12 protein-coding genes and 1 other RNA gene are annotated in these 14,354 nt (G+C 61.9%); 5 read left to right on the top strand and 8 right to left on the bottom strand.

From position 1 onward, the window contains the following. Positions 1 to 4: 4 nt before the first annotated feature. From MF268_RS11935 to MF268_RS11915, 5 genes are all read left to right on the top strand, one after another. Positions 5 to 1,084 carry an ABC transporter permease gene (locus MF268_RS11935; protein ID WP_238371082.1) on the top strand — a complete coding sequence of 360 codons (1,080 nt, stop codon included), beginning with the start codon at positions 5 to 7 and terminating at the stop codon, positions 1,082 to 1,084. Next, positions 1,084 to 2,004 (top strand): ABC transporter permease, encoded by a 921-nt coding sequence (locus tag MF268_RS11930; protein ID WP_238371081.1) that lies wholly within the window; start codon positions 1,084 to 1,086, stop codon positions 2,002 to 2,004. The genes MF268_RS11935 and MF268_RS11930 overlap by 1 nt, the downstream gene beginning before the upstream one ends. 209 nt (positions 2,005 to 2,213) lie before the next feature. Beyond that, positions 2,214 to 3,302, top strand: a complete 1,089-nt coding sequence (locus tag MF268_RS11925; RefSeq protein WP_238371080.1) for a BMP family ABC transporter substrate-binding protein — start codon at positions 2,214 to 2,216, stop codon at positions 3,300 to 3,302. A gap of 212 nt (positions 3,303 to 3,514) precedes the next feature. Beyond that, entirely contained in the window at positions 3,515 to 4,468 is a 954-nt protein-coding gene (locus tag MF268_RS11920; protein WP_238371079.1) for an aldo/keto reductase, read from the top strand. Between the two features lie 127 nt (positions 4,469 to 4,595). Continuing rightward, positions 4,596 to 5,249 carry a DUF938 domain-containing protein gene (locus MF268_RS11915; RefSeq protein ID WP_238371078.1) on the top strand — a complete coding sequence of 218 codons (654 nt, stop codon included), beginning with the start codon at positions 4,596 to 4,598 and terminating at the stop codon, positions 5,247 to 5,249. Positions 5,250 to 5,259: 10 nt separating this feature from the next. Here MF268_RS11915 and MF268_RS11910 read toward each other — a convergent pair whose 3' ends face one another. From MF268_RS11910 to gatC, 8 genes are all read right to left on the bottom strand, one after another. Beyond that, the gene (locus tag MF268_RS11910) at positions 5,260 to 5,898 is read right to left on the bottom strand and encodes a Hint domain-containing protein (RefSeq protein WP_238371077.1); all 639 of its coding nucleotides are present in this window, start codon (positions 5,896 to 5,898) and stop codon (positions 5,260 to 5,262) included. 697 nt (positions 5,899 to 6,595) lie between these two features. Then, positions 6,596 to 9,085 (bottom strand): GcvT family protein, encoded by a 2,490-nt coding sequence (locus tag MF268_RS11905; protein ID WP_238371076.1) that lies wholly within the window; start codon positions 9,083 to 9,085, stop codon positions 6,596 to 6,598. Between the two features lie 242 nt (positions 9,086 to 9,327). Further along, entirely contained in the window at positions 9,328 to 10,407 is a 1,080-nt protein-coding gene (locus MF268_RS11900) for a hypothetical protein (RefSeq protein WP_238371075.1), read from the bottom strand. Between the two features lie 110 nt (positions 10,408 to 10,517). Then, positions 10,518 to 10,907, bottom strand: an RNA gene (gene rnpB, locus MF268_RS11895) — RNase P RNA component class A. Between the two features lie 33 nt (positions 10,908 to 10,940). After that, complete coding sequence (locus MF268_RS11890; RefSeq protein ID WP_238371074.1) at positions 10,941 to 11,636, bottom strand: N-acetylmuramoyl-L-alanine amidase; 696 nt, start codon at positions 11,634 to 11,636, stop codon at positions 10,941 to 10,943. Further along, positions 11,597 to 12,376, bottom strand: a complete 780-nt coding sequence (locus MF268_RS11885) for a hypothetical protein (RefSeq protein ID WP_238371073.1) — start codon at positions 12,374 to 12,376, stop codon at positions 11,597 to 11,599. Before MF268_RS11885 ends, MF268_RS11890 begins: the two co-directional genes overlap by 40 nt. A 37-nt stretch (positions 12,377 to 12,413) precedes the next feature. Next, complete coding sequence (gene gatA / locus MF268_RS11880; RefSeq protein ID WP_238371072.1) at positions 12,414 to 13,901, bottom strand: Asp-tRNA(Asn)/Glu-tRNA(Gln) amidotransferase subunit GatA; 1,488 nt, start codon at positions 13,899 to 13,901, stop codon at positions 12,414 to 12,416. Continuing rightward, positions 13,901 to 14,188, bottom strand: coding sequence for an Asp-tRNA(Asn)/Glu-tRNA(Gln) amidotransferase subunit GatC (gene gatC, locus MF268_RS11875; RefSeq protein ID WP_238371071.1), 288 nt, complete (start codon positions 14,186 to 14,188; stop codon positions 13,901 to 13,903). Before gatC ends, gatA begins: the two co-directional genes overlap by 1 nt. Positions 14,189 to 14,354: the final 166 nt, after the last annotated feature.

Here is a 14,354-nt window from a genome sequence, read left to right as displayed (position 1 = left end):
GTTCATGATCGTGCTGGAGAAACGGCCACAGGCCTCGCAGCTCTGGTCGCTTGCGACGCCCGTCGTGGCAGTGCTGGCCACGATGGTGTTTGGCGGGTTGCTTTTCGCGCTTTTGGGCACGCAGCCGGTTGAGGCGATCCGTACGATCTTTTGGGATCCGCTGTTCGGGGAGTTCGCGTTCTATTACCGGCCCCAGCTGCTGGTGAAGGGCGCACCGCTGGTGCTGATCGCCATCGGTCTGTCGCTCGGGTTCAAGGCCGGGATCTGGAACATCGGCGCCGAAGGGCAGTATATTATCGGGGCGCTGACGGGGGCCGGTGTCGGGCTTGCCTTTTACCCGCTGGAAGCCTGGTACATCTTTCCGCTGATGGTGATCGCCGGGGCGCTTGGCGGATGGGCCTGGGCGATGATTCCAGGGGTTCTGAAAGTCCGTTTCGGCACCAACGAGATCCTCGTTTCGCTGATGCTGGTCTATGTGGCCGAGCAATTGCTGGCCTCGATGTCGCTGGGTCTTTTGAAGAACCCGCAAGGTTTCGGATTTCCGGGGAGCCGGAATCTGAACGAGTATGAATCGGCCAATAGCTGGATCAACCAGAATGCGGGTCTGCACTGGGGCGTGGTTGCCGCAACCATCGCGGTGATCTTTGCCTATGTACTGCTGAACCGGCACATGCTTGGCTTTCACATCCGCCTGACCGGGGATGCGCCCCGTGCGGCCCGGTTCGCCGGTGTTTCGCCGGGGCGGCTTGTGTTGTTCTGTCTCGGGGCTTCCGGCATGCTCGCCGGTCTTGCCGGGCTGTTCGAAGTCGCCGGCCCTGCCGGGCAGGTGAGTATCGATTTCAACACCGGTTACGGCTTTACCGCGATTATCGTGGCCTTTCTGGGCCGGTTGCACCCGATCGGTATCCTGCTGGCCGGACTGCTGATGGCGCTGACCTATATTGGCGGGGAAATCGCGCAGAGCCAGATGGGCCTGCCCGCCGCCGCGATTCAGGTTTTCCAGGGGATGCTTCTGTTCTTCCTACTGGCGCTGGACCTGCTGACCAATTACCGCATCCGACTGAAAAGCCGCGAGGTCGCCTGATGGATCTGTCCCAGATCAACCCGATACTGCTTGTCGCCTCGCTGATGGTGGCGGCGACACCGATCCTTCTGGCCGCCATCGGAGAGCTGGTCGTCGAACGTGCCGGGGTGCTGAACCTTGGCGTAGAGGGCATGATGATCACCGGCGCCATCTGCGGCTTTGCCGTCGCGGTGGAAACCGGCTCGCCCTGGCTTGGATTTCTGGCCGCGGCAATTGGCGGGGCGGCGCTGTCGTTTCTATTTGTCATCCTGACCCAGTTCGCGCTGGCCAATCAGGTGGCTTCGGGTCTGGCGCTGACGCTTTTCGGGCTTGGGCTGTCGTCTCTGCTGGGACAGTCCTACGTAGGGATCAAACCGCCGCCGACGCCGGACCTGCATATTCCCCTGCTCAGCGATATTCCGATCCTGGGTCCGGTGGTGTTCAGCCATGACCTGATCCTTTATCTCGGCATCGCCATCGTGGCCGGTGTCTGGGCTTTGCTGAAGTTCACCCGGGCGGGACTGATCCTGCGCGCCGTTGGCGAAAACCACGATGCGGCCCATGCGCTTGGCTACAAGGTGGTGCGCATCCGGGTTATGGCCATCCTGTTTGGCGGTGCCTGCGCCGGTCTGGGCGGCGCCTATATCAGCCTTGTGCGGGTACCGCAGTGGACGGAAGGCATGACCGCCGGTGTCGGCTGGATCGCGCTGGCGCTGGTTGTCTTTGCAAGCTGGAAGCCGTGGCGTGTTCTGCTGGGGGCTTATCTTTTTGGTGGCATTACCGTGTTGCAGCTGAACCTGCAGGCGGCGGGTGTCGCCATCCCGGTCGAGTACCTCGCCATGTCGCCCTATGTGATCACCATCGTCGTGCTGGTCATCCTGTCGGCGGACAAGAGCCGGGCACCGGGTTCGTTGGGGCGGATATTCCATGCGACCAGTTAAGGCGACCTGCAAAAACACTGCCTTGCCCGGTGTAACCCGCCACGCAGTCGACGCGCGGGAAAGCCTAAATTTTAGGCTTTCCGGGCGTTTCATCTCTTTCCGTGACAACGGAGAACGGGGCCTGCCGCTGGGGCGGCCCTTGAACAGCGGGAGGCGATCATGGATGGTCTCCCTGACAGAAAAACACCACCAATAGGGGATTACTCGTAATGACGATACTTCGCAGAACGCTGCTGGCCGGGGCGGCCGCCGTGACGGCACTGGGCATGGCCACCGCGGCCGGCGCACAGGATGACAAGACCAAGGTCGGCTTTGTCTTTGTTGGGCCCGTCGGCGATGGCGGCTGGACCTATGAACACAACCAGGGCCGTCTGGCCGTCGAGGAAGAATTCGGCGATCAGGTCGAGACCGTGTTCGTCGAGAACGTGGCCGAAGGTCCGGATTCCGAACGCGTGATGACGCAGATGGCGCTGAACGGCGCGGACCTGATCTTTACCACGTCCTTCGGTTACATGGATCCGACGATCAACGTCGCCAAAAAATTCCCGAACGTGAAGTTCGAGCATGCAACGGGTTACAAAACCGCCGAGAATGTGTCGACCTATTCCGCGCGTTTCTACGAGGGCCGCGCCATTCAGGGTCTGATCGCGGGCAGCATGACCGAAAGCAACATCATCGGCTACATCGGGTCCTTCCCGATCCCCGAAGTGATCCGCGGCATCAACTCGGCCTATATTCAGGCCAAGAAGGTCAACCCGGATGTGCAGTTCAAAATCGTCTGGGTCTACACCTGGTTTGACCCGGCGAAAGAGGCCGATGCAGCCAAGGTGCTGATCGAACAGGGCGCTGACGTCGTGCTTCAGCACACCGATTCTACCGCGCCTCAGGCCGCGGCTCAGAACGCCGGTGGCGTCTATACCTTTGGTCAGGCTTCGGACATGTACGAATACGCGCCCGAGCCGCGCATTTCCTCGATCATCGACAACTGGGCGCCCTACTACATCGAGCGCACCAAGGCTGTCATGGACGGAACATGGGAATCGGTCAGCCGTTGGGACGGTATCGGCGCGGGCATGGTCGGCATCGGCGAGATCACCTCGGCCGTTCCGGATGACGTGAAAGCCGCCGCGCTGGAAATGAAGGAAAAGATCGCGTCGGGCGAGATGCATCCCTTTACCGGCCCGCTCAAGAAGCAGGATGGTTCCGACTGGCTGGCCGAGGGCGAGACCGCCGATGACGGCACGCTGGCGGGCATGAATTTCTACGTCGAAGGCATCGAAGGCGAGATTCCGCAGTAAGCCAATCGGACCGTTTGTGTCTGACGACCCGCGCCCTTGTCGGCGCGGGTTTTTCTTTTTGCGGGACTCGTCTGGCGTGGCAATTGGCGCATTTGCCTCCGGCGGGGATATTTTAAGACCCAAAGAAGCAGGGGATTCTTGAGGGAGGCCGGTGTGGCGTCCTGTCGAAACGGGGCTTTCCCTGTGCCCGAAGCCGTGCCAGAACGCAGGGTATGACAGAGCTTAAAACACTTGCCGGGCAGCCGATTTCCCGATTTGCCTTTGGCACCATGCAGTTTGGCGGGCGGGCCGATGCGTCGCAGAGCCGCGCCATGTTCGACGCCTGCCGTGCAGCCGGTATCACGCATTTCGATACGGCTTTTGCCTATACGGATGGGAACTCCGAGACCCTGCTGGGCGAGATGGTCCGGGCTGAGCGCGACAGGCTGCTGGTTGCGACAAAGGTCGGCTATATCGGCGGCGCCGGTGCGCAGAATATCCGCGAACAGTTCGATAGATCGCGTCAGCGGCTGGATCTGGACATGGTGGATCTGCTGTACCTGCACCGGTTCGATCCGGACACCGATCTGTCGGAAACGATGGAGGCTTTTGCCCGGCTGCGCGATGCGGGAAAGATCAGGTATATTGGCCTGTCGAATTTCGCGGCGTGGCAGGTGATGAAGGCACAGGCTGTCGCTGAGCGTTTCGACATCCGGGTCGATGCCTTGCAGCCGATGTACAATCTGGCCAAGCGGCAGGCCGAGGTCGAGATCCTGCCCATGTGCGCTGACCAGCAGATCGCGGTCTGTGCCTATTCGCCGCTGGGCGGCGGGTTGCTGACCGGCAAATACCTTACCGGGGGCAGCGGCCGATTGAGCGAGGACGACCGCTATGGTGCCCGCTACGGACAGGGCTGGATGCAGGAAACCGCCGCCGGTCTGGTCGAGATCGCGGGGGAACTGGCGGTGGATCCGGCAGTTCTGGCCGTGGCCTGGGTCGCGGCCCATCGGGACCGGCCTATCCCGATCATCTCGGCACGTGATGCAGCGCAGCTTGAACCGTCGCTTGCCGCGATGGATTTCGACATGGACGAGGCGCTTTACACACGGCTTGCAGCACTTAGCCCTGCCCCGCCGCCGGCCACGGACCGGCTTGAAGAACAGACGCTTGGGGCGCCCGGGACATGAGGGAATTGGCTGTGGTTGGTACCGTCAATCCTGCTGAAATTTCGACGGTAAGTTTACTGTCCGCTCGAATCGCCCCTGCCCCCATGAATATTTTCGACCGCGCCCCCGTGATTGAGGTTTGTCCACCATGCCCAAACGCCTGATCCCCTCTGCCGAAGGCTATGCGGAACCGGACACCGACGGTTTTCTCCACGCCCCTGCCGCCGCTCGAAACGCCGAGGCGATCCGGAACCTGTTGAAGTCACATGCCAGCTCTCCGGGTCACGCGCTTGAGCTGGCGAGCGGTACGGGCCAGCATGTGGTTGAACTTGCCCGTGCCCTGCCGCATCTTCAATGGCAACCCTCCGAAGTTGACGAAAAACGGGCCGCTGCCATCGACGCGCGTGTCCTGCGGGCAGATCTTCCCAATCTCTCAAAGGTCTGCCGTGTGGATGCGACGGCGCCCGGATGGGGGAAGGAAAACACAGGTCAGACCCTGATTCTTCTGGTGAATCTGCTGCATCTGGTCAGCGATGAGGAAGCGAAAGTGCTGGTCGCCGAAGCGGCACTCGCCTTGGAACAGGGGGGTCTCTTCGTGATCTACGGCCCCTTCAAACGCGCTGGCAAACTCACGAGCGAGGGCGACGCGGATTTCCATGCGATGCTGCAGGCGCAGGACAGCGCCGTGGGGTACAAGGACGATACCTGGATAGTGGAACTGTTGCAGAGTGCAGGTCTCGAGCTAGTCGATACCGTCGAGATGCCCGCCAACAACCTTGCCCTGATTGCACGCCAGCCTTAGCCGCAAGGCCTCAGGCGTAGAACGGCAGGTAGTCCACGTCGGTCATGATCGGGAAGCTTGCAGACGGAAAGCTGTCGGGCGCGGCACGCAACCCGGGGAAGCATTCATCCAGCTCTTCGCGGATTTCACCGGCGAGCGCGGCAATCGCGGCGGCATCCGGCAGAAAGCTTTCGACCGGCAAGCCATTTGCCGCGAGCACCTGATGTTCTTCGAAAACGAGCTGGTAGTAGGTGATGCTCTCCATCGAGCTGTCGGCAAAGATCGCATCGCTTGAACCGGCGATCTTGCGGGCCTCGGTCAGGACGGATTTGTCATCGGCGACACCGCCCAGCCGGAAACCGGGAATCAGCAGGCGGTGATCGGGAGCCACGAGCAGATCGCGCTGCGGCATCATCGGGCCGATCGCGCGCGGACGTAGTCGAACGGGCGCCAGTGCAGGCTGCGCCAGCATCTGTTCTTTCGTAACGCGGCGTTTCCAGACCATCTGAACCGGCTTTAGCCCGTTCCGCGTCACGATCAGGTCACCGGCACGCACGATTTCGATTCGACGCAAACCGCAGGGGGTGCGCAGGTTCGCCCCCTCCGCGATACCTCCGGTAAAGCGATGCGGGACAAGCTCCGGGACGGCGATTTTGGCTTGAAAGCTCACGATGATCTTTTCCTGACTGCCTGCAATTGATTTAACCACTCTACACCGAACTAAGGCGGAAATTGGGACGCGCTATGCCGGTTCCCGGACAAAACCGGGGCAGCAACCTGTCCCGTTTCTGAAACCGCATCAAAACTGTGCACCAAACGGATTGCCAATTTTCCTGTCGCGACCCGTCATAGTGTCCGGATTTTTCCGAAAATGAAAAATGGGCCGCCTCTGTCGTTTGCCAAGAAAAAGGCCCGGCGCAAATGGCCGGGCCTTGTCTTGTCGCATCGCGAAACTAATCGGGCGTGCTTGTGACCGTCGTCGTGACCCGATTTTGCCAGCGCCGTTCGGCAACAAGTGACAACAGGAGGGCGGTTTCCCGTAACCTCTTTGAATTACGGCGATTGCTGCGCGCGTCCCCGTTTCGGCATATGACCGTGAAGCGCAGATCCGGCCTATGCAGATCGCCCCGATGGCCATATCGGGTATGCCTCCCTCACCTCCGACCCGGATGAACGGGGGCAAAAGGCGCTACGAATACCGGTTGCGCTTTCATTAAAAGAATAGCCGAGGCGCGGCAAAACGGATGAAGGTGTTAACCTATCGCCGACAGCTTATCGCAAACTGGCAAAAGATTTCTGACGCAAACAAGCATTGGCCCCGGCTTCTGGCTTGTGCAGAGCGTCCGGGGCCAGGCTTTCACGCGGTCTTAGGCGTCTTTGCGGATGACGGCATTCGACGGGTCATAGGGGCTGTCCTCGACGATTTCCGCGTCCCAGAGCTGATCGAACATCTTGACCTTCAGCTTGGTGCCGACAGTGGCCAGATCGGGCTTTACATAACCCATGCCGATGGACTTGCCGAAGGCCACGGAATACCCGCCCGAGGTCAGGCGGCCAACCTTGGTGTCGCCATCATAAAGCGCCTCGCGACCCCAAGGATCGGCATCTTCGGGTCCGTCGATCAGAAGGGTGACGCATTTCGACCGGATGCCCAGCGCCTGCATCGCTTCCTTGCCACGGAAGTCCTTGGAGAGATCCACAAAGCGCGGCAGGTCGGCCTCAAGCGGGGTCGCGTCGCGGCCAAGTTCGTTGCCGAAGGCACGATAGGATTTTTCCTGCCGCAGCCAGTTCTGCGCCCGTGCACCGACAAGTTTCAACCCGTGCTTTTCACCGGCCGCCATCAGCTGATCCCAGAGATAGTTTTGCATCTCGATCGGGTGATGCAATTCCCAGCCAAGCTCGCCCGTGTAGGCCACGCGGATCGCGCGGACCGGGCACATGCCCAGCTCGATATTGCGGCAGGACAGCCACGGGAAACGCTTGTTCGACAAGGCAGTCGCCGGATCGGCGTCCTTGATGATCTCGTTCAGCACATCACGGGATTTCGGCCCGGCGATGGCAAAGACACCCCATTGCGTGGTCACGTCCTGAATTTCGATATAGCCGAACGCGCCTGCTTTATCCTCGGCGGATTTGCGCAGGTAATCGGCATCGTAGGCTGTCCAGGCACCGGCGGAGACGAGGTAATAGGCATCCTCGGCGATCCGCACGATGGTATATTCCGTCCGGGTCGTGCCCGCATCGGTCAGCGCATAGGTCAGGTTGATGCGCCCCACCTTGGGCAACTTATTGCAGGTGAACCAATCAAGGAACTGAGTCGCGCCCGGTCCTTTGACCACATGCTTGGTAAAGGCGGTCGCATCGACAAGGCCGACGCCTTCGCGGATCGCCTTGGCCTCTTCCACTGCATGTTCCCACCAGCCACCACGACGGAAGCTGCGCGAGGCATGATCGTCAAATCCGACCGGCGCGTAATAGTTCGGGCGCTCCCATCCGTTCACATGGCCGAACTGCGCGCCCAGCGCCTTTTGCCGGTCGTAGGCCGGGGCGGTGCGCAACGGACGCGCCGCTTCGCGCTCTTCATCCGGGTGGTGCAGGATGAAGACATGCGCATAGCTTTCCTCGTTCTTCTGCACCGCGTACTCGGTTGTCATCCACGACCCGTAGCGTTTGGGGTCAAGCGAGGCCATGTCGATCTCGGCCTCTCCCTCGACCATTATCTGGGCAAGGTAATAGCCGGTGCCGCCCGCCGCCGTGATCCCGAACGAAAACCCTTCGGCAAGCCACATATTACGCAGGCCCGGCGCCGGGCCGACCAGCGGGTTGCCATCGGGCGTATAGCAGATCGGGCCGTTGAAATCGTCCTTGAGCCCCACGGTTTCCGAAGTCGGAATCCGGTGGATCATCGACATGTATTCCTCTTCGATCCGGTCCAGATCGAGCGGGAAGAGATCGGCGCGGAAGGTCTCGGGCACTTCGTACTTGAATCGCGCGGGCGCGCCTTCCTCATAGGGTCCAAGAATCCAGCCGCCGCGTTCCTCGCGCACGTACCACTTGGCATCCGCATCACGCAGAACCGGGTGTTCGCCATGGGTCTTGCGATATTCGACCAGCGCCGGATCGGGTTCGGTCACGACGAACTGGTGCTCGACCGGGATCGCCGGGATCTTGATGCCCAGCAGCTTGGCGGTGCGCTGCGCATGGTTGCCGGTCGCGGTGACCACGTGCTCGGCCTGAATGACGATCTGCTCGTCCGAGGTGACAAGGTTACCGCCCTTTTCGACCATCTTGGTGCAGGTCACGTTCCAGTGGCTGCCGGTCCATTCATAGCCGTCGACCTGCCACTTGCGCTCGATCAACACGCCCCGCTGCCGCGCACCCTTGGCCATCGCCATGGTCACGTCCGCCGGGTTGATATAGCCATCGGTCGGGTGGAAAATCGCGCCCTTCAGGTCTTCGGTGCGCACCAGCGGCCAGCGCTCCTTGATCTGGTCGGGGGTCATCCATTCATAGGGGACGCCGGCGGTTTCGGCGGTCGAGGCATAAAGCATGTATTCGTCCATGCGGTCCTGCGTCTGCGCCATGCGAAGGTTGCCCACCACGGAAAAGCCCGCGTTCAGACCGGTCTCCGCTTCGAGCGATTTGTAGAAATCGACCGAGTACTTGTGGATATGCGTCGTCGCGTAGGACATGTTGAACAGCGGCAAAAGCCCTGCCGCGTGCCAGGTCGAACCGGACGTCAGCTCGTCCCGTTCCAGCAGCATGACATCCGACCAGCCGGCTCGGGCAAGATGATAGGCGATCGAGGTACCGACGGCACCACCGCCGACGACAAGGGCTTTGACCTGGGTTTTCATGGAAGGCGACTCCGTTCGATTTCGCCTCCTCAATAGCGTCAAATGAATCGGGCGTAGAAGCGCCCCCGACACGTCACGGCTGGAATGCGACATGTGCAATCTAATGCACCGGCCAAAGCCATCGAAATTCTTAGATTTGGGTGCGAATACGTTTCAATTCCGCCTGTTTTACAGGCGGATGCGGTCGCTTTCCCGCGCGACCATCCATGTCGCAAATCGCAACTCAGAGCGGGGCGAAACGTCTAGGGATTGACCTTGCAAAAGGTGCCCGCACCGCAGTTCTGGTTCAGCCGCTGGCTCAGCGACGGGCGTTTCGATGTGGTCGGCTCATCGATCATCTGCTGCACAGCGACATCTCTCTGCGAGGTCAGAGAGGTCACCCCGCTGCCACCGATCAGCGATCTTTCAAGCTGGCTCGGCTGAAACGCCTTGTCCATCGCCAGCTGCGCCGCCTTGCGCTGGCCCGGTGCGGCCCGTTTCAGCGCCTCGGCATATTGCGCCGAGATGAACTGCGCCTGCGCCGCGCTCAGCGGCACGGCATCCGATCCGACACCGACCAACGGCTTATCCAGCATCGCGTTCAGCGCGTCGTAATCGATGGTCTCAAGCACCGCGCGGACCGAGTCATCCTGCGCCTTGGCCAAGACTTTCAGCGTGATGGAATCACCCATCTTCGCCTCGAAAACCGCCCGTTGGGGATCGCCGCCCTCTTCTTGCGTCCACAAGGATGTCCGGCGCAGGAATGTAACGCCCCCGATCACGTCAAAGCCGCTGTACGAGGACATGTTCTGAAGGTTCGTCGCCAATAGTTTCATTGCCGCATTGGAGCGCTGATTCATCCGGGCGGGTTGCGCATAATGCGCCGAAACAAAGATCAGCTCATCGCCGCGTGCATAGATCCGCGTGGACTCGAGTCTTTCCTTGGCACGCGCCTCTTCATTCCCGCCGACCAGCGCCTTGATCTTGGGATCGTCAAGGAGTTCCTTCTCGAACTTCTGCATCTCGCGCGGCGGCTTCATCCGAGCCTCAAGCTCTTCGCTCCACGCCAGCATTTCCCAGCCCTCGGGCGCGGCGCCCAGATGATCGGCGGGGTTGGCCCGCTGACGGGCGCCCTGTTTCGCATCGGGCAGGATCCGTTCCTTGAAATGGGCCATCTTTCCGGCAATCTCGCTGGTGTCGAGATCGGCGGCCGCCATCCATTTCCCCAGATAGGCACCCGGCGTGTAATCGCCCCCGTGCTTCTTTTGCTCGGCAAGGTAGTCCGTTCCCATAAACGCCAGCCCTGCGAGGGCCCCGAAGACAATAAGATATCCCTTGCTCATTTCCGGCAATTCCTCGGCTCAAATGCTTTGGTTAATTTAGCCGCCCAATGCGGGCAGGAATGCGGCACATTCCGCTCGATTGAATGAAACCTCCCCGGCTTTCGGGAAATACGCGCGGAGAGCCTGTAAGCCGGATTTTGTTCCGGGGTTGCCCCCTTCGATGACCATTCATCTACGGTACATGTTGCCATGCACCTTTAGCTGCCAACCCGACCCCTCTCGGCAAAAGCGAGCCTAGCGGCGGTATCCCCAAGGGGACCAGCCCGCGCGGGGGTCCTATTTGGCATTGCTCCCGGTGGGGCTTGCCATGCCGCCCCTGTTGCCAGCGGCGCGGTGGGCTCTTACCCCACCGTTTCACCCTGACCCCGACCTGCGGGGCCGTCTGTTCTCTGTGGCGCTATCCGTCGGGTTGCCCCGCCCGGGCGTTACCCGGCACCGTTGCTTCTTGGAGTCCGGACTTTCCTCGGAGCGTACCGCCCCGCGGCCATCCGGCTCTCCGCGCAAGGCGCATGTGGCAGCAAGCGTCGCGCCGGTCAAGCCCCAAGCCCGCCGGGCAAAGGCCCGCGCAACGCGTCCAGATCCGCCTCGCAGAGCGCTCCCTGCCCCCATGGGCGGAACCGCAGGCGCACGGCTTCAAGCAGGTCTGCGTCGCTGACCTCCGCCGTGAACCCCGCCGCCCGCGCGAGATCGTGGAACGTCTCGCCTGCTGCACAGGGCGGTCCCAGCGCCAATCCCTGTCGCGCCAGCCGCGCCCAGTCGAACTTCGCCCCGGGATCGGATTTGCGCCCCGGCGCCATGCAGGAATGCCCGATCACCCCCTCCGGGCTAATCGACCATCGTTCCATGATTCCGGCCAAAAGCTCTTCGAGCACCGTCATCTGCGGCTCGGCAAAAGGATGCGTCCCGCGATTATCGAGTTCGATCCCGACAGAGCGCGAATTGATATCGCTCAGCCCGGCCCATTCCCCCGCCCCGGCATGCCATGCCCGCTGGGATTCCTCGACCATCTGCCAAAGCTGACCATCTCCGCCGATCAGGTAATGCGCGGAAACCTCGGCCTCGGGATCGCAGAGGCGTTCAAGCGCCGCCTCGGCGCTCTTCATGGCGGTGTAATGGATCACCACCAGCGACGGCACCAGCCCGTCACGCCGTGCCGTGAAATTCGGCGAAGGCTGCCAGATCGGCGAAATCAGTTCTGGACCGCCGCTCGGAACGGCGCCGGGTTCCATGCACAGGCATACCCGTCGCCATCCGGGTCAAGCCCCCGGCGGTCGCGCTCGGGTCCGCCACTGGCGAGGAATTCGATCTGCGCCTGATCGGGCGAGGCAAACCCCGCGCAGGCCCGCTGCGCCCGCGCGGCAAGGTTGATTCCGCTGCGTGAATAAAGCCGGGTCCCCCGGGGATGGCTGGTCTGCAGCGCGTAATTCACGATATTCGGATCCGCCGAACCGCTGCGGCTCGGCAGCGCCGTCGGCTCGATCACCTGATAATTCTCGCGCAGCGCCTGTGTCCGCGCCGCGTCGCTCTGGATCGTACGCTCGGCGGACACCGCGGAAAAATCGTTCTCGTCCGAAATGCCCGGATTATCGAGACCGATCTGGGGCGTGCTGACCGGTGGCTGCGCCGTCGCCCCGGCAACAGGCGCGGCGGATGCATTCGGCGAGGTCGCCTGAAGCGCCGCCGCCGTTTCGGCCGCGATATCCGCGGAATTCGCGCTGCTCGACGATCCGGCCGTAGCAACCGGCGGCACCGGCTCAAAGCCATTGTTCGTCGTCGCCGACAGAGGCTCGTCGGAAATCGCGACCGGCGGCACGAACCCGCCACCGGCGCCGGTCAGCGCCAGATCCCTTGCCCGCTGCGCATCTTCCGAATTGTCGAAACCCGTCCCGCCGCTGTCGGGAATCTGCGGCGCGCAGGCGCCAAGAAAACCGGTGACGGCAAGGGTAAGAACAATGGGGAATACACGCATACTACAGCCTCATGGCGTTGTTTACAGGGCTAACCGCCTACCACCATTTCGCCGGTTTGGCCACAAAGCCCGCCGCGGATTCCAGCGCATAGGCCGTATTCAGCAGCTCGCCTTCTTCCCATGGGCGACCGATGAGCTGCAAGCCAAGCGGCAGACCCTGACGATCAGTCCCGGTCGGCACCGCGATGCCGGGCAGCCCGGCGAGGTTTACCGTCACGGTGAAGATATCGTTCAGGTACATCTGTACCGGATCGGCATCCGCCATCTCGCCCAGACCAAAAGCCGCCGACGGCGTCGCAGGTGTCAGGATTGCATCGATCCCATCTGCGAAAACCTGTTCGAAATCGCGCTTGATCAGCGTCCGTACCCGGCGAGCCCGATTGTAATACGCATCGTAGAAACCCGCCGACAGCACATAGGTCCCGATCATGATCCGGCGCTGCACCTCGTCGCCAAAGCCTTCGGCGCGGGTCTTCTCATACATCTCGGTGATCCCGTCGCCCTGGCTCAGCTTGGCACGATGGCCATAGCGCACCCCGTCATACCGGGCAAGGTTCGACGACGCCTCGGCAGGCGCGATCACGTAATATGCGGGCAGCGCGTATTTCGTATGCGGCAAAGAGATATCGACAATCTCCGCCCCGGCATCGCGCAGCATGGCGGTGCCATCGGACCAGAGCGTCTCGATCTCCTCCGGCATGCCTTCCATACGGTATTCGGTCGGGATACCGATCTTCTTGCCCTTGATATCCCCCGTCAGCATCGCTTCGAAATTCGGCACCGGCAGATCGATCGAGGTGGAATCCTTGGGATCGGTGGAACACATGGCTTCCAGCATGATCGCCGCATCGCGGACCGACTTGGTCATCGGACCGGCCTGATCCAGCGAGGAGGCGAATGCGATGATCCCCCAGCGCGAGCAGCGCCCGTAGGTCGGCTTGATCCCTACCGTGCCGGTAAAGGCGGCCGGCTGGCGGATCGACCCGCCCGTATCGGTGCCGGTCGCGGCAAGGCAAAGGTCTGCCGCCACGGCCGAGGCAGACCCACCCGAGGATCCACCAGGCGTCAGGGCCGCTTCGTCATTGCCGCGCCGCCAGGGGTTGATCGCATTACCATAGGTCGACGTCTCGTTGCTCGAGCCCATGGCGAATTCATCCATGTTCAGCTTGCCCAGCATCACCGCCCCGGCATCGCGCAGGTTCTGGCTCACGGTGGATTCGTACTGCGGTTTGAACCCTTCGAGAATCCGGCTCGCCGCCTGGCTCGGCACACCCTCGGTGCAGAACAGATCCTTGATCCCGATTGGCAAACCGCACATGGCCGGCGCATCGCCATCCGCAAGACGTGCATCGGCCGCTTTGGCCCGCTCCAGCGCAATCTCCGGTGTCTTGTGTACGAAAGCATTCAGCGCCTCCGCCGCGTCGATCGCACCCAGGCAGGCTTCGGTCAGCTCGACAGAGGTGGTCTCGCCCTTGCGCAGCAGGTCACGGGCCTCGGCCAGCCCCAGCGTGTTCAGATCAGTCATTATTCCACCACCTTCGGCACGGCAAAAAAGCCTTCGCGGGCATCCGGCGCATTGGCCAGAACCTTTTGCTGCTGGTTGCCGTCCGTCACCACATCGTCGCGACGCTTCAACCGCACAGGCGTGACCGAGGTCATCGGCTCGACGCCCTCCACATCCACCTCGTTCAATTGCTCGATGAACCCGAGAATCCGGTTGAAATCGCTTGCCAGCGCCGGCAGCGCTTCATCCTCGACCTTGATACGGGCCAGCTTTGCCACGCGGGCAGCGGTATTTTCGTCAATCGACATCAGAACCCTCTTTCTCCGTCATCCGCGCATTTACCCCTCCTGTGCCCCGCTCGCAAGTCCGCGCCTCTTTGCAAAGGTTTTCCCGACCACGCCCTTCGCGCAGAAGACCAGTTTTTCCTCTTGCAGGAAGTACTCCGGGGGCCGCGCAGCGCGCGGCGGGGCAGAG

The sequence above is a fragment of the Heliomarina baculiformis genome, from assembly GCF_019966545.1.
GTDB classification, from domain to species: Bacteria; Pseudomonadota; Alphaproteobacteria; order Rhodobacterales; family Rhodobacteraceae; genus Heliomarina; species Heliomarina baculiformis.
The sequence above is the reverse complement of the archived record's forward strand: the minus strand, read 5'-3'. Positions and strand labels throughout refer to the sequence as shown.